The following is a 19,019-nucleotide window of genomic DNA, read 5'->3' on the forward strand; positions in this document are numbered from 1 at the left end:
TTAGCTCCTTTGTAAATTTGATTTTACGCTCATTAAAATTTTAATACATATCGTGACTATTATAGCCTGAGTTAGGCTTGCTAGTATGAAAGAGAAGTAAAAATTTTCATTTATACCGCCTGTTTTGTAGGCTATGGTAGCAACGGCGATGAGAAGCGTCAGCGGCATCGAGTGCGAGAGTGCGAAAAGGACGGTATTTTTTAGCCCTAGGATGTTTAAAAACACCGTGCTAGCCGCTAGTCTAAAGCCTATCATGACGCCAGTTATCAGCATCGCGTCGCGCACGACTCCGTCTATCATAAAGGCGTTAAGCTTAAACGTCGAGCCGATATGGACGAAAAAGGTCGGCACTAAAAAGCCGAAACCAAAGCTAGCAAGCTTGTGCGGGAGGTCTTTTTTGTGATCGAAAAACGTCGCGATAAAAGTCCCCGCCACAAACGCGCCGAAAGCTATTTCTAAATTTAGATAAAGCATAAGCGCGATGATGCCGAAAAACAGTGCCATGCACAGGCGGATGTCTTTTTCGGAGTTGTCGTAGTGGGGCATCAGGATGACGCGCAGCTGCGGATACCACCAAAACAGCACGTTTAGCGTCTTGTACCCGATCACCGCCGCGGCTAAAAATCCGCTAAGATATATGATCGAAAACGCCAGCTCGCTACCGGCGCCAAATTTCATATACGCGCCGACGAAGGTTAGTAGCGTGATGCTCACGACTTCTCCGATCGAGGCGATGAGCATGCCGATGTTTAGCCACTCTTCGTTTTTGCCGTACTCCTTAAATAGCGTAAATATCATACCCACGGCCATCAGCGGCACGATTAGGATAAAAAGGCGGTTTAGATCAAACGAAAAGGTTAGAAGCGCCGAGAGCAGGTAAAGTATCGCCAGATAGATGACGCCCGTTTTTAGGATCTTTTTATCTATCGTGAAAAATAGCTTGAGATCGACCTCCGTGCCAGCTAAAAACATGAGGTAGAAAAAGCCTACTTCGCTCACGATTTTAAACATTTCGTTATGCCCGATAAAGCCGAAATACCCCGCCAGCGAGCCCAAAATAATCTCCACAGGCGCGATAGGGATGCGTAAAATTTTAGAAAAATACGGCGACGTAAAGATGATAAAAGCTAGTGCGATGAGGATATTTAGCCCGTTTGCCTGCAAGAAAGTCCTTTGTAAATGGGGGATTATAACCTAAGGTTTTTTATTCTTTGATAAATTTGACTTGCTGGGGCTTGTCTTTTGAGCGTCTTTGAATGAGTTTGAAATTTTAAGTCTGCGGCAGACTACTTGTCTAGCCTTGACTTAAAATTTCTGCACAACATTCAAATCCATCTCAAAACAAGCGTAGCGTTTTTGCGAAGCAAAATGTTTCTATAAAATACTTCGCCTTATCGTTTTACGTTCAAATTTGAAGTCAAATTTGTAAATTTGAGTCGCCGAGACCCGCACCTTGAAAACGTAAATTTAAAACTTGCGACGCTTTGCGTCAGCAAAGCAGTGTCGCCACATCTCACGTGCAGTGGGGTTAGAGAGGGCTTGGGAGAGGAAGGGGTCACGCTCTACTTCGCTTCGCTCGTAGCTGCAAGCAGACCGTAAGTAGAATCCCCTTCCTCTCCCAAAGAAAAGAAAAAAGGGACTCTTTTGCTTCAGCTACGCTTCGCAACTGCTAGCAGAGCGTAGTTCAAGCCCTTCCCCCTAACAAGAAAGATTAAATTTAATGCGCAATGCTAAATTTAACCAATCTAAATTTAGCGTTTTAAAGATTCGGGTCTCGGCGGGTAAAATTTAGAATTTCAGCGAATCGCGGTGTCTAAATTGTAAAAATCCAAAACGCCAAAATACGTTAAAAATCGGGCTAAATTTGGCGTTTGCTCGCCAAATTTGCATCAGTGGCAAAGCGTAGCGAAGCTAAATCCGCGCGCCTTAAACTCGGCGATATCGCGGCTAGCGACCTCGCCCTTGGTCGTGAGGTAGTCGCCGATGACGACGGCGGAGACACCGTGATCGAAGATCTCGTATTGGCGTTCGCCTAAAATTTTCTCGCGACCGCCTGCTATCATCACGCGAGCGTTAGGTAACGCGCGGACGGTGTCGTCGATGATTTTTAGCGCCTCGTCCGCTGTCATAGGCGGCCGTTTGACGCGTAGCGCATCGTTTGGTATAAAGAAATTTATCGGGCTAGAAAAGGGATCTAGCTTGGCAAGGCTAGCTTGCAGGCTCGCGCGGTCGGCCTCGCTCTCTCCAAGGCCGTAAATGCCGCCCGTGCAGAGCATTAGCCCCGCTTCTTTGGCGTCGATGTTGGTCTGCCAGCGCTCGTCCCAGCTATGCGTCGAGCAAATTTGCGGGAAAAACTCGCGCGAGGTTTCTAGGTTGTGATTGTAGCTAAACACGCCCGCGCTTTTTAGCTCTTTTAGCTGCGGTAGCGTCGCCATGCCGTTGCAAGCGATCAGCATGAGGTTTGGGACTTCTTTATTTACGGCGCGCGCGAGGCGGGCGATCTCCTCGGTCTTTTTGTCCGTGAGTCTTGCGCCGCTGGTGACTAGGCAAAAGCCCAGCGCGTGATTGGCCGCCGCGATCTTGGCCTCGGCGACGACTTGCTCGACGCTTTTCATTTTGTATTTTTCGATGCCGGCATTTATACCTGCGCTTTGAGTGCAGTAGCCGCAGTCCTCGGAGCAGTTGCCGGAGCTCACCGAACAGATAGCACACAACATAATAGTTTTCATTAGATTATTCCTTTTTTAGCGGCTCGTCTTTTTGCTCTATACTTCGTTGGATTTAAATTTTACTCGCGGTCACTACCGACGAGGTAGCTCCCGTCGTAAAATTTAAATCCGCCTCGTCTAGAACAAAAATACTTCGCCTTATCGTTTTACATTCAAATTTCGCAAATTTAATTCTCAAGAATTTTTAAAATTTACGACCGAAAAGCTTTCGCCTCCAAATTTCGTGCTAAGCGATAGCGAAGCCGAAATTTGGTAGGCAACTGCTTTGAGCGAGTAAAATTTTAAAAATTTAGCTTTTGGATTTTAAAAAATCGTATTTAAAACGAGTGAAATCTTAAAAATTATTCAAACAAACAAAATTTACGAATTTTCTATTTGTACTTTCTTCTTACACTTCACGCACTCGTGAAACGTCCCTTTTTTGAGCTCTTTTTTGATCATATCGCCGCCGCATTCGTCGCATTTTTCGGCGACCGGCTCGTAGTTTGAGACGAAGTCGCATTTGGGGTAGTTTGCGCAGCCGTAAAATTTACCCCTGCGGCTGATGCGCTCGACGATGTCGCCGCCGCATTTTGGACACGGTACGTCGATCTTTTTGAGCTCTTTTTTCGGCTTTGCCGCAGCTTCGCCTTCCTGCGCGCCTTGATCAGCTTTTGCGATATTGCGCGAGTATTTGCACTTAGGGAAATTTCCGCACGCGATAAACTCGCCGTAGCGTCCTTTTCGCAGTAGCAGTTCGCCGCCGCATTCGGGGCACTTTTCGCCGATCGGAGTGGCGACTTTTTGGCTTTTTATGCCTGTTTTGCCGGCTGAAATTTTATCCATAAACGGATGATAAAAATCGCTCAAAAGCTTTTGCCAGTCGGCTTTGTCTTCTGCGACGTGGTCGAGTTTTTCTTCCATATTTGACGTAAATTCGCTATCTACGATATCGCTAAAATGCTCCTCCAAAACGCCCATCATCGTAAAGGCGATCTCGTTTGGCACGAGCTGCTTTTTCTCGACTTTGACGTAGTCGCGAGAGGTTAGCAGCGAGATAGTCGGCGCGTAGGTGCTAGGGCGCCCGATGCCTAGGCTTTCTAGCTTTTTAACGAGTCCTGCCTCCGAGTAGCGAGACGGCGGTTCGGTGAAGTGCTGCGAGCTTTTGATGCTTTGCAGGCTCATCTCGTCGCCGATTTTTAGATCGGGCAAAATTTTATCCTTATCCATATCGCCGTAAACGCGGTAAAAGCCGTCAAACAGCACCTTGCGGCCGCTTATTTTAAACTCGCCTTTTGCGCCCGCGACGAAAACGTTTTGCGTCTGGCTAATGCTAGCGCTCATCTGGCAGGCCAAAAAGCGGTTGTAGATGAGCGTGTAGAGGCGTAGCGCGTCTTTTTCGAGATATTGCGCGGCGATAGCTGGCGTGAAGCTAAGGTTTGTCGGGCGGATCGCTTCGTGGGCTTCTTGCGCGCCTTTGCTTTTGGTAGCGTAAATTTTAGCCTTAGAGGGCAGGTAGCGCTCGCCATACTCTTTCTCGATCGTCTCGCGCGCGGCAGCGACGGCTTCTTTGGCGAGATTTAGGCTGTCCGTTCTCATATACGTTATCGCGCCCATAAAGCCCTGATGCGTCTGCACGCCCTCGTATAAATTTTGCGCGATCATCATCGTTTTTTTCGGGCTAAAGCCTAGGCGGTTGCTCGCGCTTTGTTGTAGCGTCGAGGTCATAAAAGGCGGCGCGGGCTCGGTTTTGCGCTCTTTGGCTTCGATCTCGCGGACGCTAAATTTATCGCTTTTTAAATTTTCTACGATAAATTTGGCTCGGTCGCCGTTTGTTATCGTTAGTTTTTCTATCTTTTGCGCTTCAAATTTAACTAGCTCGGCGTCAAGGTCTTTTTTGAAAACCGCGTCGATGCTGTGGTATTCGATCGGTTTAAAGTCGCGAATCTCGCGCTCGCGGTCTACGATGATTTTTAGAGCGGCACTTTGTACGCGTCCCGCGCTTAGTCCTTTTTGGATTTTTAAATTTAATAGCGGCGAGAGCTTGTAGCCAACGATTCGGTCTAGTAGGCGGCGTGCTTGCTGTGCGTTTACGCTATCCATATTTATAGTGCGCGGGTTTTTTAAAGCGGCCTCGATGGCGCTTTTGGTGATCTCGTGAAACACGATGCGAGGCAAGCTCTCGGGCTTTTTGCCGATGGCTGCGGCGATGTGGTAGGCGATGGCCTCTCCTTCGCGGTCCTCATCGGTCGCGAGGTAGATTTGGTCGGCGCTTTTAGCTAGTTCTTTGATCTCTTTTACTATTGCGGAGTGATCGGCGCTTATTTTGTACTCGGGCGTAAATTTTTCGCCCTCGATCTTGATGCCGAATGCCGTCTTTGGCAGATCCCTGATATGGCCTTTTGATGCGATGACGTCGTAGTCTTTACCTAGAAAGTTTTTTATCGTTTTGGCTTTCGCGGGAGATTCCACGATGATTAAGCTTTTCATTAATATAGCCTTTTTATTTTTTGCGGTAATTGTAGCAAAAATTTTGGCCGAAAAAGAAATTTGAAAATTTTTTCATTTACCCCTAAAGTTTTTTTGATTTCATCCGATATAGTTTTCGTGCGACAAGAAGTCGTAACTAAACTTTAAAAGGATTTACAATGAGTTTTCGTATTAACACTAACGTAAACGCACTTAACACACACGCTAACGCAGTTAGCAACAACCGCAACCTTTCTCTTTCTTTGGGTAAACTTAGCTCAGGTTTGAGAATCCAAACAGCAGCAGACGACGCTTCCGGTCTATCGATCGCAGACAGCCTTCGCTCTCAAGCTTCTGCTCTTGGTCAAGCTATCGCTAACGGTAACGATGCTATCGGCATAATCCAAGTAGCCGACAAAGCTATGGACGAGCAACTAAAAATTCTTGATACTATCAAGACAAAAGCTACTCAATCAGCTCAAGACGGCCAGACAAGAGACTCTCGTCAAGCGCTTCAAGCAGACATCGTTCGCCTAATGGAAGAGCTAGACAATATCGGTAATACGACGTCTTTCAACGGTCAGCAGCTACTAAACGGAACATTCTCCAACAAAGAGTTCCAAATCGGCGCTTACTCAAACCAAACAGTTAAAGCCTCTATCGGCGCTACTACGTCAGATAAGATCGGTCTAACTAGATTTGAAAGCTCTAAGCTTTTAACGGCTGCCGGTAAAGTTACGCTTACTTTCTTAAACGTGGACGGCGTAAATAACGTAAAAGTAGCTGGAACTACAATAGGAACCGGTCTTGGTCAAGGCGTAGGTGCGCTAGCTGAAAATATCAATAAGCTAACCGATAAAACAGGCGTAAGGGCTACATTTGACACTACTATGATAGCTGCTAACGATATAGCAGAGGGCACCCAGCTTGTATCTTTTACTATTAACGGCGTAAAAATCGGTGATCTAAAGCTAAAAGAGAGAGACGGCAATAACGCCCTAGTCAATGCTATCAATAAGGTAAAAGATCAGACCGGAGTCGAGGCTTCTACAAACGAAGCTGGTAAATTAGTATTAACTAGCCGTGACGGACGTGCTATAAGCTTTGGCGACGGTCAAAATGCTAACGGATTTGATAAACTTGGCTTTGATAAAAAACTTTCAGCCTCTAAGGCGGGCTTTGTCGGACGCCTAAACCTTGTTAGACTAGACGGAAGGGATATTAATATCTCAGACGGCGGCGGCGGTGCTGGTGGTGGCTTCTCTGTCGGTGTTTTCTCTGCAAAGGGTGGCGCATCCAGATCTGTAGCCATGAGAGAGATCAAAGGTCAAATAGACAAAGAGCTCGCTACTGCCATGGGCTTCCAAAGAATGAGCGTAGCAACGCTAACTTCTAACCAATCAGCCGGCGTTATGACTCTACGCGGTGCGATGGCTGTTATGGATATCGCTGAGTCTGCTCAAAAAACACTTGACCAGATCCGCTCAGACCTAGGTTCTGTTCAAAATCAGCTTGTTGCAACCGTAAACAACATCACGGTTACTCAAGTAAACGTAAAATCAGCCGAATCTCAAATCAGAGACGTTGATTTCGCTGCCGAGTCAGCAAACTTCTCTAAGTTTAACATCCTTGCTCAATCAGGAAGTTATGCTATGAGCCAAGCTAACTCCGTTCAGCAAAATGTCTTGAGACTACTCCAGTAGTCGAAAGCATTTCTACGCGAAGCGGGGTTTATCCCGCGTAGCTGGAAAAACGTTTTAAGACTACTTCAGTAGTTAACACTTTAAGGCCGCTTCGGCGATCTGTTTAGCGCGTTTATGTGTACGAAACTAAACCCCGAATCTGCTTTTGGCTGATTTGGGGTTTTTAAATTTAACGCAATTTAAAAAGATAGATTAAAATCTTCTTTTGGTTTGCCTATCTCGTTTTTGGTTATCAGTCCTCTTTTTTTAAGCTCACGAACTAAATTTTTAGAAGCCTTTTTGGTAACCTCTATATCTGCGTTTAATCCGCCTGCAGCCGAGAAAAGCCAATACTTATGGATTTCGATCCACTCAAGTAGTTTGTTTACTTTTTGAATCTTTGTGTCGCTTGGTGCGACTGAAATTTTAGCTAATTCTAGTTCTTGATGATATATTGCCATTTGTATGACGTTTTCTATAAATAGCGTAAATTTTTTGGCACTTAGAAATGTTTTTAACCTATCTATTTTGTTTACAATTTTTACTAGCTTGTTAAATAGGTTTTCGCTTATTTTATTCTCATCTCTGAGCTTAATCATCTCGTCAATTTTTGGTACAAGTTCTAAAAATACGGCTTCTATTCTATCTTTTGCTAAATTTTGAATAGTTATTTTTTTGATTAAGAAATTATAGGCTTTTAGCAGATCTTTGTCTGTGGCTTTTTCCTTATTTTTTGGTATATTCGGTAGTTTTTTTGGTTCTTTGCCTTTGGTTAAATTTTGCATAGTTTCTAAAAAAGGCTCTTCTATAGTGCCGTTAATTTTGGCGCCGCCCTCGGTGCAATTATATGTTTTTATATCCTCTAAACTTGCTTGCTCGATATCTTTTTCGTATTGGTTTTTAAAGAGCTTCCAAACGTAAGTCGTGCGGACTTCTCCTTTGCCGCCGTAGGCCGGGACGTAAAGATATTCGTCGCTTTGTGCAAATGCATGTCCGCTAGCGTGGCTTTTGCCGTCCGGCGCAAAAGCCAAATCCTGACCTATAAGCACGATATTTTTATGCCCTAGCGCGTAAGCCAGCTGATAGGCTTGGTTTGCCGTGGAGTGTCCGATGCCTAGATATCCGTATTTTTTCATATTAAACGCTATCTCGCTTTGTTGAGGACGCATAGTAAGTACAAGGCGGCGCGGCAAGATATTTTTTATCGTTTTTTGATGCGTTAGAGAAGCGACTATAAAGTAGATATTTTCATCAAATTCTTTATTTTTGTTATTAAAGAAGCTTGATGTCGCCTCTACGCGCTCGATTGAGGTTACGTAGTCCGGCTTGATACCGTGCCTCATCAGGATCGGATATGAGGCGTCAAGGCTGATAATCGTAACGTAAGGGGCAAATTTTTTAAGCGTAACGAGTTGTTTATCCAGGCTTGGTCCGGTAGCTACGATAATAGCTGTATCCATAAGTCCGTAGCGTTTTTTTACCATATCGGTGTAAACATAGTTTGTTATCATTTCCGGTAAATTTTCTATGTGATGGCGGATGCCTATTAGCATATCGTCAATGCTGTTGCCATGAGCTAGAACCATTTGCGAAATGGCTTTTATGAAGTCTTGATTTATCCTTTGGTAGTCATCGGCAAACTGGTCATAAAAATGCGTATGAATGTGCAAATCGTAAAGTTTGGCGTATGATACGAAATCGCTTTGAGAGACAATGAAATAAAACTGCGTATATGTGGCAAATTCTGAATAAAACAGCACCAATCTCTCGCTAGCAAGCTCTTCTGAGAGGTCGATTAAATTTAAAACTATATAAATGATCTCTAGTCTCGGCTCGATTACGACTATTTTTTTATGCGTTCGGTTTTTAAGCAAAGCCTTGTGAAATATACCGTTGCCAAGCCCGTAAAAATACATAATCGGATAGCGTTTGTATTCTTTTTCGGTTTGTTCTAACATATCCGTAATTTCTTTTACTGGATTTTCATAGACATATTTTAGGGTTTTGTTGTTTATGATATTGATGTCGATCGGGTCTTTTCCGACAAATACCTCGTATTCGCCTTGATCGGTAAAAGCAAAAAGCCGTGTAGCTAGAATTTCATCTTGCTGAAAGAGGGCGTTAAGGTTACGTTTAAAGATCGGATTTTGCAAGCCATCTATGTTTGCAGCCTCCTGTTTTGCCTCTCCATGCTTTGTTTTTTTAACGCTTAGATGTTTTAGGTCAAATTCTTTATCTATCTCTTTTGCCATTTTATCTCCTTTTTATAGATCTTCTTTTTTGATTCTCTCGCTAAATTTTATCTCTCTTTTTGCTTTTTTACCTAGTAGCTCAGGTAAGAATTTAGGGTGCAAGCCGTACCCTGGGCGTACGCTTCTTATATTTTTTTCGCTAAAAATTTCGCACTCTTTGATGTCCGCGCAGGCGTAAAGCGAACGGGAAAAGCGGCGATTTTGCACGGCTTTTTCGTCTAGCTCGTAGTTTACTTTGCCAAGCAGCGCTTCGGCGTCTCGCACGGCTTTTACCATTTCGCTAAATTCCCGCTCGTCCAAGCTAAAAGCCTCATCGACGCTGCGAACGCTTTTATCTAAGATAAAGTGCTTTTCTACGATGCGAGCGCCCAGACTCACGGCGACTACTGGCGCCACGATACCTAGCGTATGGTCTGAAAAGCCGACCTCTACGCCAAATTTTCGTTTCATATCGGCGATTGTGCGTAGATTCATCCCGTCAAGCGGGGCGGGATAGCTAGACGTGCATTTTAAAAGCGCGATCCGCTCGTTTCCCGCATCTTTGCAAATTTGCACGACGTCAGCGATTTCTTGCTCGGTTGCTATGCCGGTGGAGATTATGATCGGCTTGCCCTTGAGCGCGACGTACCGCACGAAATCATAGTCCGTAACCTCAAAGCTTGCTATCTTGTAAGCGGGCGGGTTAAATTTCTCTAAAAAATCCGCGTCGTCTCTGCAAAACGGGCTTGAAAAGCAGATGAGTCCTTCGTCCCGCGCCGTAGCAAAAAGCTGCTCGTGCCACTCGCGCGGCGTCAGAGCTTGCTTGTAGAGCTCATATAAATTCGCTCCGTCCCACAGTCCGCCTTTTATCATGAAATCCTCGCTGCGCGAATCTAACGTGAGGCTATCTGGCGTGTATGTTTGCAGTTTTATGGCGTCGGCTCCCGCGCGCTTAGCTGCTTTTATCGTGTCAAGCGCCGTTTGCAGGCTGCCCGAGTGATTTGCCGAGAGCTCGGCGATGATAAAGACCTTTTCGTTTGTGTCGAAATTTGCTATTTTCATAAATTTTCCTAACTTTTAGCCATTATATCAAGTTTGCGTAAAGATAGCGACATGTAGCTCATTTGCTCGTCGCGTCCGTAAATTTCAAAGCCGAATTTGCGGTATAGCGCGATCGCTTTTTCGTTTTCGTTGTAGGCGCACGATTTTAGCTCGCCGACTTTAAGCGTTTTGGCGGCGTATTCTACGATGGTTTGCATTAGGATTTTGCCTTTGCCTTTTAGCTGGGGATTTGCGTAAATGCCAAATTCGCACGAGTCCGCCGCGATATCCACGAAATCGATCACGCCGATATAGTCGCTATCCTCTTTTACTAAAAAATATCTTTTTGTTTCGTCGTTTTTTAAATTTGAGATAAAGTTTCTGTGCTCTTGCTCGCTCACGCTTTTGTTTTTCATGTATTTTGCGACTCGCTCGTCGTTTCGCCAACGCAAAATCATCAAAATTTGCTCGTCCGTTAGATCGGTGAAATTTATAAGTTCAAGCATATTTCGTCTGCCTCGTAGGTCTCGCGCCCGTTTGCGGCTAGCCACTGCGCCATCTCGTTTTGATTATCCGCTACGCGCACGGCTTTAAATTCCGCGCCCAAAACCAGCGCTTCGTTTACGAGCGAGCTAGCCGAAATCACTAAAATTTCGCTCTCGTTCATTAGTCTCGCGACCTCGTTTGAGTTTATAAATAGGCTAAAATTTGGCTCGCTACTCGCTAAAATTTGCAAATTTGCCAAATTTACGTTCGCGCGCGTTGTGATAGCGGCTACTTTTTTGTTTTTAGCGAGCAAATTTGAGGCGATTTGTACGGTCAAATTTAGCGCGTCCGTGCCGCCTAGTACGATGAGGTAATTAAATTTTTTCTCGCGTTTGATTTTTGCTTCGCCGTAAAACTCGCTCCTAACTAGCGGCGAAAATATCAGCTCGCAGTTTGCGGGCACTATATTTGCGTATTTTTGGGGCTGGGCGTAGATATTTACGTTTAGCAAATAGTCGCAAAAATGCTCTTTGTAGTTGTCGTCAAAGCTTAAAATTTTTACGTTTGTTTGCTCTTTGATTAGCTTTTCGTCCGCCGCGCTAATGCCGTAATGATCGATTATAAGAAGCTCAAATTTATGCTCTTTTATCAAATTTACCAGCTCTTTTATATCCGCGCTTTTTAGCGTAAAAACGGGGCAGGGTATCTCGCCTGCTAGGCTGCCCGGTAGGTCGATACAAGCAAAGCTGACGTCTTTAAAATTTTGCGCCAAAATGAGATCTCGCCTAACGTGCCCGTGCCCGATTTTCGAGCTACTATCGGCGCGGATGAGGGTTTTTAGATTTGAGATTTTGTTAAAATTCATCAAGTTTTTCCGCCAAATTTAAAATTCTAAGCGTCAAACATACGGCGGCGATGAGGTAAATGGCGCCGGCAGAGGCGAAAAACAGGATCTGAAGCTCGTTTAGCCCGCGGTAGCTAGCCGCCAGATAAAATATGTGCAAGATCCCAGCAATCGCAAAGATCTGCATGAGCGTTCTGGCTACCGATATTTTGGCTTTTAGGTAATCTTTTTGCATTTGTCCTCAGTCGTAATTTATCCGGTAAAGCTTCTGCGCAAACTCAAAATCCTCCGGCGTGTCTATATCGCATACTAAATTTCGCGGAAGCAAAAACGCCCTTGAGTGCGGCGCAAAGATCGGTTTTTTCTCCAGCCACGCCTCGCGCCTACCGAAGTAAAACGCGCCCGCGTCGTGATAGGCTCGCTCTAAATCCTGCGAGCGAGTTAGCGCAAACTGCGGGTAAAACATATTTACGGCGCCGTTTTGCTCTAGTCTGATCGCGCGCTGGATCGGGAAGCTAAACTCGGTCGCGGAAAATAAAAACTCGCACCCAGCTTCCTCAAATTTGCCGTATGCCTCACGTAAAATTTCACCCGTGATAAGCGGTGCGGTAGCGTAAAGACAGCAAACGCGAGAGTATCCGCCCAGCCTCGCCGCCGCGTCCGCTACGGCGTCGCTACTGGTGGCGTAGTCGTCGCTTAGCGAGGCGTCTCTCATAAACGGGACTTGCGCGCCGAATTTGACGGCGACGTCCGCTATATCGGCGTCGTCGGTGCTCACTATCACTCGCTCAAAAACGCCCGAATTTAGCGCCGCTTCAATGCTGTAGGCTATCAGCGGCTTGCCTAGAAAATCTTTAACGTTTTTGCGCGGTATGCGCTTGCTACCGCCGCGAGCAGGGATGACGCAAAGGGCGCGGTTTTGGTTATCTCTCATCAAATTTACCGCCTAAACCCTGCACCCTTGTGGCGCGTCAAAGCTCTTTAAAACCTCAAAAAGCGCGTCTGCGACCAGGTTCGCGTCCTCTAGGCTCATGCACTGATGGCACGGGATACTAAGCTCGGCCGCGTAAAAATCCTCGGCGGTAGGCACCGAGATATCGCCGTAGCGCTCGCGGTAAAAGCTAAATTTATAAGTCGGCTTGTAGTGCACCTGCACGCCGATGCCGCGCGCGTGTAGGGCGGCGAAGATGTCCTCTTTGGCGCACCAAAACTGGCGAAAGAGCAAGACAGGGTAGAGGTGGCGCGAGCTAACGACGCCGTCGGGCAGCTTCATGGTACTAAAATACGGGTTTTTCTCAAATTTTTCGTCGTAAAATTTGGCGATTTTCTCGCGTGCCGCGATCGTTTCATCTAGTCTTTTTAGCTGATTTAGCCCTAGCGCGCAGGCGACGTCGGGTAGGCGGTAGTTATAGCCAAGCACGCTCATATCGCTGTCCCAGAGACGTTTTTTAGCTATGCCGTGAGAGCGGTAGAGGCGTGCTAGGCGCGCGATCTCGTCGTCGTTAGTAGCTAACGCGCCGCCCTCAAACGTCGTTAGCGGCTTAACGGGGTGAAAGCTAAAAATGCTAACGTCTGCTTTTGCGCCGACTTTTACGCCGCCTTGCGAGCTGCCTAGCGCGTGCGACGCATCGTCAAGCACCTTTATGCCACGCTCTTTGGCTAGTTTTAGGATGGCGCCCAAATTTACGGGATTGCCGCCGAAATCAACCGCCGTTATGACTTTGGTTTTGGGTGTGATGAGGCTTGCTAGCGCGTTTTCGTCGATATTTCCGTCAAATTTAACGGGCGCAAATTTAACCTCCGCTCCAGCCATTAGCGCCGTATTTGCCGTCGCCGCAAACGTGATGGGCGTCGTTACGACCTCGTCGCCTTCTCTCACGCCTAGTGCTAGATACGCGACGTGAAGTGCCGACGTCGCCGAGTTCATCGCTACGACGTGCTTTACGCCGACGTATTTTGCGATCGCTTCTTCAAATTCTCCGACCTTGTCGCCGCCCGTTAGGATGTCGTCTTTTAGAGCGCTCACGACGGCGGCGATGTCGGAGTCGGTGATTTGTTGTCTGCTGTAAGGTATCATTTTTATCCTTTTTCGGCTTGTCTTTTTACGGCTTGTCTTTTTGGTTTATACTTCGTTAAAAATTTCACCGAAGCTCGGTTACATACTATATGTATGCGCCCTCGCTCGGCTCATTTCCGCCTCGTCTCCTCGTAGCGAAGTCTCGTTACGAGCGCAAAGCGCGAAGTAAAAACAAAAATACTTCGCCTCGTTTTTCTAAAATTTTAGATTTCGGCTCAAATTTTATAAATTTCGGCCAAATTATTTACTCGCCTCGATCATCTCTAAAAGTCCGTCTTTACCGAGCCAAATTTTATTTTTATCCGAGCTGTACTCGAAATTTTCCTCCACGAGATGCCCTTTTTCGCCCAGCGCGTTTATGCTAAAGTCGTCGTCCTTGCTCGTAAATTTGATCGACGGGCTGATCACGTAGTGGTCGTCAAACTCGTAGGTTAGGTGCGCGTCGTCCTTGCCGACCATGACCTCGTGCATCTTTTCGCCGGGGCGGATGCCGATTATTTTTACGCCAAGTTGCGGCGCCATGGAGCGAGCAAGCTCTATCATCGTCATCGACGGGATTTTCGGGATGAAAATTTCGCCGCCTTTCATACGCTCGAAGTTTTTAAGTACGAAATTTACGCCCTGTTCTAGCGTGATCCAAAACCGCGTCATATCCGCGTGCGTGATCGGCAGCTCCTTTGCGCCTTCCGCGATTAGCTTTTTAAACAGCGGCACGACCGAGCCGCGCGAACCCACGACGTTGCCGTAGCGAACGACGCTAAAACGAGTTTTTTTACTACCCGCGATGTTGTTTGCCGCGACGAATAACTTATCGCTGGCAAGCTTGGTCGCGCCGTATAAATTTACCGGGTTGCACGCCTTGTCGGTCGAGAGCGCGATGACCTTGCTCACGCCGCACTCAAGCGCCGCGTCGATGACGTTTTGCGCGCCGTTGACGTTGGTTTTGATGCACTCCATCGGGTTGTATTCGGCGATTGGCACGTGCTTCATGGCTGCTGCGTGGATGACGTAGTCGATGCCGTTCATCGCGGTCATCAGGCGTTTTTCGTCGCGTACGTCGCCGATGAAAAATCGCATCGCGGGGTCTTTGAAAACCTGCGCCATCTCGTACTGCTTGAGCTCGTCGCGAGAGTAGATGACTAGCCTTTTGGGTTTAAATTTGGAGAGTAAAATTTCGGTGTATTTTTTGCCGAACGAGCCGGTGCCGCCGGTGATGAGGATGGATTTTCCGTTAAACATTTATTTTTGCCTTTCGCGGTTTGTTTTTTCGCCGTACGAGGTAAATTTAAATCGTTCAGCTGCGTATTTTGCATACGCTTCTTCGCAAATTTTAAATTTGTCTAGCCCGACTAAAACGGTTCGCCGTTTATTTAAATTTTATTCAGCCAGAGCAAAAACCGTGCCTTAAATTTGATTCAAAATTTAGCTCGTTAAATTTGTTTAGGTGCGGTATTTTTTGCTTTTACTTCGCGCTTTGCGCTCGTAACGAGACTTTGCTACGAGGAGGCGAGGCGGATTAAATTTTAAGCGGATAAAGGTTGTCCGGCTTAAAATTTGTAATCCAGCGAAGTATAAGCAAAAAAGACAAGCCTCTAAGCTACTTCAAAATCCTAGGCAGGGTTATGCCTTCTTGCGCCTGATATTTTCCTTTTTTGTCCGCATACGTCACTTCGCACGGCTCGTCGCCCTCGATAAACAGTACCTGCGCGATACCTTCGTTCGCGTAAATTTTAGCCGGTAGCGGCGTAGTATTTGATATCTCGATCGTGATGTGCCCCTTAAATCCCGGTTCAAAAGGCGTGACGTTTACGATGATCCCGCAGCGAGCGTAGGTGCTTTTGCCTAGGCAGATGGCTAGCACGTTATCTGGCATGTTAAAATACTCGATCGTGCGGGCTAGAGCGAATGAATTTGGCGGGACGATGCAGACGCCCCCTTTAAAGTCCACCACGTTTTTTTCGTCGAAATTTTTTGGATCGACCACGGTGCCGCCGATATTCGTAAAGATTTTAAACTCGTCGCCCACGCGGATATCGTAGCCGTAGCTAGACACTCCGTAGCTAACCACGCCGCGTCCGACTTGTTCCTCGGCAAACGGCACTATCATCGCCTTTTCGTGCGACATTTTGCGTATCCAGGCGTCAGATTTCAGCCCCATTTTTTACCTTTATTTTAAATTTACGCGATTATAACATAATTTAAATTTACCTAAAATTTGAGCATGCATTCCCGATATTTGCTAAATTTAAATTTGAAAAACTCGGTTTATTATTTTATGCGGATATAAATAATACCAAAATATTTTTCTTATACTTTAAATATGATTTATCAAGAAAATTTAATAAATAATAAGCTTTACGGGGGTACAATTTCATTTACCAAATACCTTCAAAAGGAGCAAAAATGAAAATCAAGTCTTTGGCGCTTATGCTTTTAGGCGTTAGCGCTTATGCGCATTTTGGTATGGTCGTACCGTCAAATTCGACCGTAGACGACGAAAAAGAGGCGAATTTGCAGATTACTTACAAATTTAGCCATCCTTTTGAGGGCGATATGATGAACCTGGCCCTTCCAAACGAGGCGGGCGTTTTTATAAACGGTAAAAAAGAGGCTATAAAAGACCTAAAAGAGCTTAAAGAGGATAAATTTAGCTACTTTACGGCTAGCTACGACGTAAAGGAGCCTGGCATTTATCAGTTTTATATGGATCCAAAGCCCTATTTCGAGCCTGCGGAGGATAAATTTATAAGGCATATAACAAAAACCGTCGTCGATGCCTACGGCTACGGCGAAGGCTGGGATAAACCGACCGGGCTAAAAGCCGAGATAGTGCCGCTAACGCGTCCGTACGGGCTTTATAAGGGAAATTTATTTTCAGGCGTGGTTTATTATAAAGGAAAACCCGCTAAAAACGTAACCGTCGAGGTAGAGTACTATAACACCAAAGGGCTAAAAGCTCCGTCCGACGCGCACGTAACTCAGGTCGTAAACACGAACGAGCAGGGCGAATTTAGCTTTGCGATGCCGCTTGAGGGCTGGTGGGGATTTGCCGCGCTGATAGAGGACGATCAAAAGATAAAACACGAGGGCAAAGAGTATCCCGTGGAGCTTGGAGCCGTCATCTGGGTGCAAACCAAAGAGTATAAATAAATGCACATTAGCGAAGGCGTTTTAAAACCCGAGATCATCGTGCCTTGCTCGGCTCTTTGCGTAGTTTGGGTGTCTAGTTTGCTTTACAAGCTAAAAACCGGCGAGATACCCAAAGTAGCGGCCGTCAGCGCGATGTTTTTTACTGCGTCTTTTATCCATATGCCTATCGGCGTTACGTCGATACATCTCGTACTAAGCGGCCTTGCGGGGGCGTTTTTGGGCGCAAATGCGGTTTTGGCTATTTTTATCGCGCTGTTTTTTCAGGCCTTGCTTTTCGGTTACGGCGGCCTGAGCGCCCTTGGCGTAAATTTGCTGATCATCGCCTCCCCAGCGCTTCTTAGCCCCTATCTTTTAAAGATGTCTTTTAAGCGATACAGGTCATTTTTCTGGTTTCTAGTCGGGTTTTTGCCTATACTTTGCTCCTCGGCTTTGCTATCCTTGACGCTCGTTTTAAACGGTAAAGAATTCGCCCCCATAGCCGCGCTCGTTTTTACTTCAAATTTAGTCCTCATGGTGCTTGAGGGGATCATCTCGCTTTTTGCGCTTTCTTTTATTTACAGGGTTAAAAAGGATCTTTTGATTTGCTAAAAATACTTTTGATCATGTTTTTTGCAAGCATCCTAAACGCGCACTCGCTAAAAGGCTTTGCAAAGCAAGAGGGCGAATTCGTCGAGATAAAAAGCTACTTTTACGGAAATTCCCCTTGTAAAAATTGCCCTGTATCTTTCATAAAAGACGGCGCCCGGATCGGAGTCGCGCAAACCGACGAAAATGGCTTTGCTAGGGTTAAAATCCCCGCCGATGAATTTGAAATCCTGATCGACGGCGGACTGGCGCACGAAAAAAGGATAAAATTTACCGTACACAAAGAAGAGCCAAAAAGCGCCGAAAGTAACGCGCCAGGCGATGACTCAAAGGTCAAATTTGACGAGAGCGAGGAGGACTTTTGGGCATACGCGCTTAAATTTATCCTTGCGTTTGCCGGGATCGGGCTGTTTTTCGGCGGAATTTATCTAGTAAAAAGAGGCAAATGAACCTATCCGTTTTGCTAGTTTGCTTTACTTTTTTTAGCTTTAGAGTCTCGCTTTCAAGCGCTACGGACGCTATTTTTATCGCTCCCGTGGTCTTTTTAGCGATTTTAAATTTTAAAAATCTTTTTGAAATTTTAAAATCCGTTTTAAAACTAAATATTTTTATAATCTTAGTCGTCTTAAGCCTCGTTCTTTACGGAGAATACGCACTTGCAAAGCTGATATTTATAAGGTCGAATTTGATCATACTTTTTGGGCGGCTGGCCTTTTATAGGAGCGATTATTTCAGTATCGCGCTTGCCGTTTCGTCGCTAAATTTAGGCGATAAGCTAACGGCGATTTTTTATTTTAGCGCTAAATTTACGGCCGATCTTAAAACGATATTTTTAAGGCTAAAAAAGACTCTAAAAGTTCGCGGATTTGAGCCTAAAACCTCGCTTTTTACCTATAAAATTTACGCAAATTTAGTCGCCATGCTTTTTTTGGAAGCGTTTTATAAGGCTAGCGTTCTTGAAAAAACCTTTGTTTGCAGGGGCTTTGACGGCAAACTTTACGGAGCTAAAGGCCTCAAAATAGGCGCAAAAGACGCCGTTATAATCGCTTTGACGGCGTGTTGTTATATTTTTAGTTTAGGAGTCCTGATATGAGCTGCACGATAAGCCTAAAAAACGTCTGCGCCAAAATAGGCGAAAGAACGCTTTTTGAAAATCTAAATTTAAACGCGACGCACAAAGATAAAATCGCTCTCATAGGCCCAAACGGCTGCGGTAAAAGCACCTTGCTCGAGATAATGGCGGGGCTTAAAGCGCCCTCTTTGGGCTATATAGAGCTTTTTCATCATAAAATTTCAAATCTCGAGGAGTATAAGCCGTTTCGCCGCGACGTGGGCTATCTTTTTCAAGAAAGCAATGATTGCTTCATCTGCCCTAGCGTACGCGACGACGTGATGTTTTCGCTACTTAGCCGCGGCGAGGACAAGGATGGCGCAAGTGCAAAAGCAGAGGAAATTTTACGCGAGCTTGAAATTTGGCATCTAAAAGACGAGATAGTGTTTAATCTCTCCGGAGGCGAGAAAAAGCTCGTCGCGCTAGCGGGGATGCTGGTGGCTAAGCCTAAAATTTTACTACTTGACGAGCCTACGACCGCGCTTGATGCGCAGATGCAAGCAAGGATAGCCGCTATCTTAAAATCCCTCGACGTTACGCAGATAATCGTCTCTCACGACAAGGAATTTATAAGCGACGTAGCGAGTGCGATGTACCGTCTAACTAAAAACGGACTAGAGTCGATATAAAATATT

18 protein-coding genes are annotated in these 19,019 nt (G+C 45.8%); 6 read left to right on the forward strand and 12 right to left on the reverse strand.

From position 1 onward, the window contains the following. The 3 genes from ACTTJF_RS05320 to topA form a co-directional block, all read right to left on the reverse strand. A complete protein-coding gene (locus ACTTJF_RS05320) occupies nt 1–1,164 on the reverse strand; it encodes a cation:proton antiporter (RefSeq protein ID WP_442551074.1) in 1,164 nt (387 codons plus the stop codon). A gap of 725 nt (nt 1,165–1,889) precedes the next feature. Continuing rightward, on the reverse strand, nt 1,890–2,729 hold the full coding sequence (locus ACTTJF_RS05325) for a biotin synthase (protein ID WP_314127834.1): 840 nt from the start codon (nt 2,727–2,729) through the stop codon (nt 1,890–1,892). 360 nt (nt 2,730–3,089) lie between these two features. Then, nucleotides 3,090–5,198: a type I DNA topoisomerase gene (gene topA, locus ACTTJF_RS05330; RefSeq protein ID WP_442551075.1), complete on the reverse strand. Its 2,109-nt coding sequence runs from the start codon at nt 5,196–5,198 to the stop codon at nt 3,090–3,092. A gap of 158 nt (nt 5,199–5,356) precedes the next feature. Here topA and ACTTJF_RS05335 point away from each other — a divergent pair, with 158 nt between their 5' ends. Beyond that, a complete protein-coding gene (locus ACTTJF_RS05335; protein ID WP_442551076.1) occupies nt 5,357–6,880 on the forward strand; it encodes a flagellin B in 1,524 nt (507 codons plus the stop codon). A gap of 179 nt (nt 6,881–7,059) precedes the next feature. Here the strand turns inward: ACTTJF_RS05335 and ACTTJF_RS05340 are convergent, their stop codons facing one another. The 9 genes from ACTTJF_RS05340 to dcd form a co-directional block, all read right to left on the reverse strand. Further along, a complete protein-coding gene (locus tag ACTTJF_RS05340; RefSeq protein ID WP_442551077.1) occupies nt 7,060–9,111 on the reverse strand; it encodes a motility associated factor glycosyltransferase family protein in 2,052 nt (683 codons plus the stop codon). A 12-nt stretch (nt 9,112–9,123) separates the two neighbouring features. Beyond that, on the reverse strand, nt 9,124–10,152 hold the full coding sequence (gene pseI / locus ACTTJF_RS05345) for a pseudaminic acid synthase (protein ID WP_442551078.1): 1,029 nt from the start codon (nt 10,150–10,152) through the stop codon (nt 9,124–9,126). A gap of 8 nt (nt 10,153–10,160) precedes the next feature. Then, on the reverse strand, nt 10,161–10,637 hold the full coding sequence (gene pseH / locus ACTTJF_RS05350; RefSeq protein WP_185898419.1) for a UDP-4-amino-4,6-dideoxy-N-acetyl-beta-L-altrosamine N-acetyltransferase: 477 nt from the start codon (nt 10,635–10,637) through the stop codon (nt 10,161–10,163). Continuing rightward, nucleotides 10,622–11,482 carry a UDP-2,4-diacetamido-2,4,6-trideoxy-beta-L-altropyranose hydrolase gene (pseG, locus tag ACTTJF_RS05355; protein WP_442551079.1) on the reverse strand — a complete coding sequence of 287 codons (861 nt, stop codon included), beginning with the start codon at nt 11,480–11,482 and terminating at the stop codon, nt 10,622–10,624. The genes pseH and pseG overlap by 16 nt, the downstream gene beginning before the upstream one ends. Next, nucleotides 11,472–11,696, reverse strand: a complete 225-nt coding sequence (locus tag ACTTJF_RS05360; RefSeq protein WP_442551080.1) for a hypothetical protein — start codon at nt 11,694–11,696, stop codon at nt 11,472–11,474. Before ACTTJF_RS05360 ends, pseG begins: the two co-directional genes overlap by 11 nt. A gap of 6 nt (nt 11,697–11,702) precedes the next feature. Then, a complete protein-coding gene (gene pseF, locus ACTTJF_RS05365) occupies nt 11,703–12,395 on the reverse strand; it encodes a pseudaminic acid cytidylyltransferase (protein ID WP_442551081.1) in 693 nt (230 codons plus the stop codon). A 12-nt stretch (nt 12,396–12,407) separates the two neighbouring features. Continuing rightward, nucleotides 12,408–13,538 (reverse strand): UDP-4-amino-4,6-dideoxy-N-acetyl-beta-L-altrosamine transaminase, encoded by a 1,131-nt coding sequence (gene pseC / locus ACTTJF_RS05370; protein WP_442551082.1) that lies wholly within the window; start codon nt 13,536–13,538, stop codon nt 12,408–12,410. A 240-nt stretch (nt 13,539–13,778) separates the two neighbouring features. Beyond that, on the reverse strand, nt 13,779–14,777 hold the full coding sequence (gene pseB, locus ACTTJF_RS05375; RefSeq protein ID WP_442551083.1) for a UDP-N-acetylglucosamine 4,6-dehydratase (inverting): 999 nt from the start codon (nt 14,775–14,777) through the stop codon (nt 13,779–13,781). Nucleotides 14,778–15,135: 358 nt separating this feature from the next. Further along, entirely contained in the window at nt 15,136–15,696 is a 561-nt protein-coding gene (gene dcd / locus ACTTJF_RS05380; protein WP_295143672.1) for a dCTP deaminase, read from the reverse strand. A 245-nt stretch (nt 15,697–15,941) separates the two neighbouring features. Between dcd and ACTTJF_RS05385 the strand changes: the two genes are divergently transcribed. Genes ACTTJF_RS05385 through ACTTJF_RS05405 form a run of 5 tightly spaced genes read left to right on the forward strand, consistent with a single transcriptional unit; the run spans nt 15,942 to nt 19,013 of the window. Continuing rightward, the gene (locus tag ACTTJF_RS05385) at nt 15,942–16,688 is read left to right on the forward strand and encodes a DUF4198 domain-containing protein (RefSeq protein WP_442551084.1); all 747 of its coding nucleotides are present in this window, start codon (nt 15,942–15,944) and stop codon (nt 16,686–16,688) included. Then, on the forward strand, nt 16,689–17,276 hold the full coding sequence (gene cbiM / locus ACTTJF_RS05390; RefSeq protein WP_442551085.1) for a cobalt transporter CbiM: 588 nt from the start codon (nt 16,689–16,691) through the stop codon (nt 17,274–17,276). Then, nucleotides 17,270–17,722, forward strand: coding sequence for a hypothetical protein (locus tag ACTTJF_RS05395; RefSeq protein ID WP_442551086.1), 453 nt, complete (start codon nt 17,270–17,272; stop codon nt 17,720–17,722). Before cbiM ends, ACTTJF_RS05395 begins: the two co-directional genes overlap by 7 nt. Then, a complete protein-coding gene (locus ACTTJF_RS05400) occupies nt 17,719–18,366 on the forward strand; it encodes a cobalt ABC transporter permease (protein ID WP_442551087.1) in 648 nt (215 codons plus the stop codon). Before ACTTJF_RS05395 ends, ACTTJF_RS05400 begins: the two co-directional genes overlap by 4 nt. Then, nucleotides 18,363–19,013, forward strand: coding sequence for an energy-coupling factor ABC transporter ATP-binding protein (locus ACTTJF_RS05405; protein ID WP_442551088.1), 651 nt, complete (start codon nt 18,363–18,365; stop codon nt 19,011–19,013). Before ACTTJF_RS05400 ends, ACTTJF_RS05405 begins: the two co-directional genes overlap by 4 nt. The last annotated feature ends 6 nt before the right edge of the window (nt 19,014–19,019 follow it).

It is taken from the genome of Campylobacter sp., assembly GCF_052170435.1.
Lineage (GTDB): Bacteria > Campylobacterota > Campylobacteria > Campylobacterales > Campylobacteraceae > Campylobacter_A.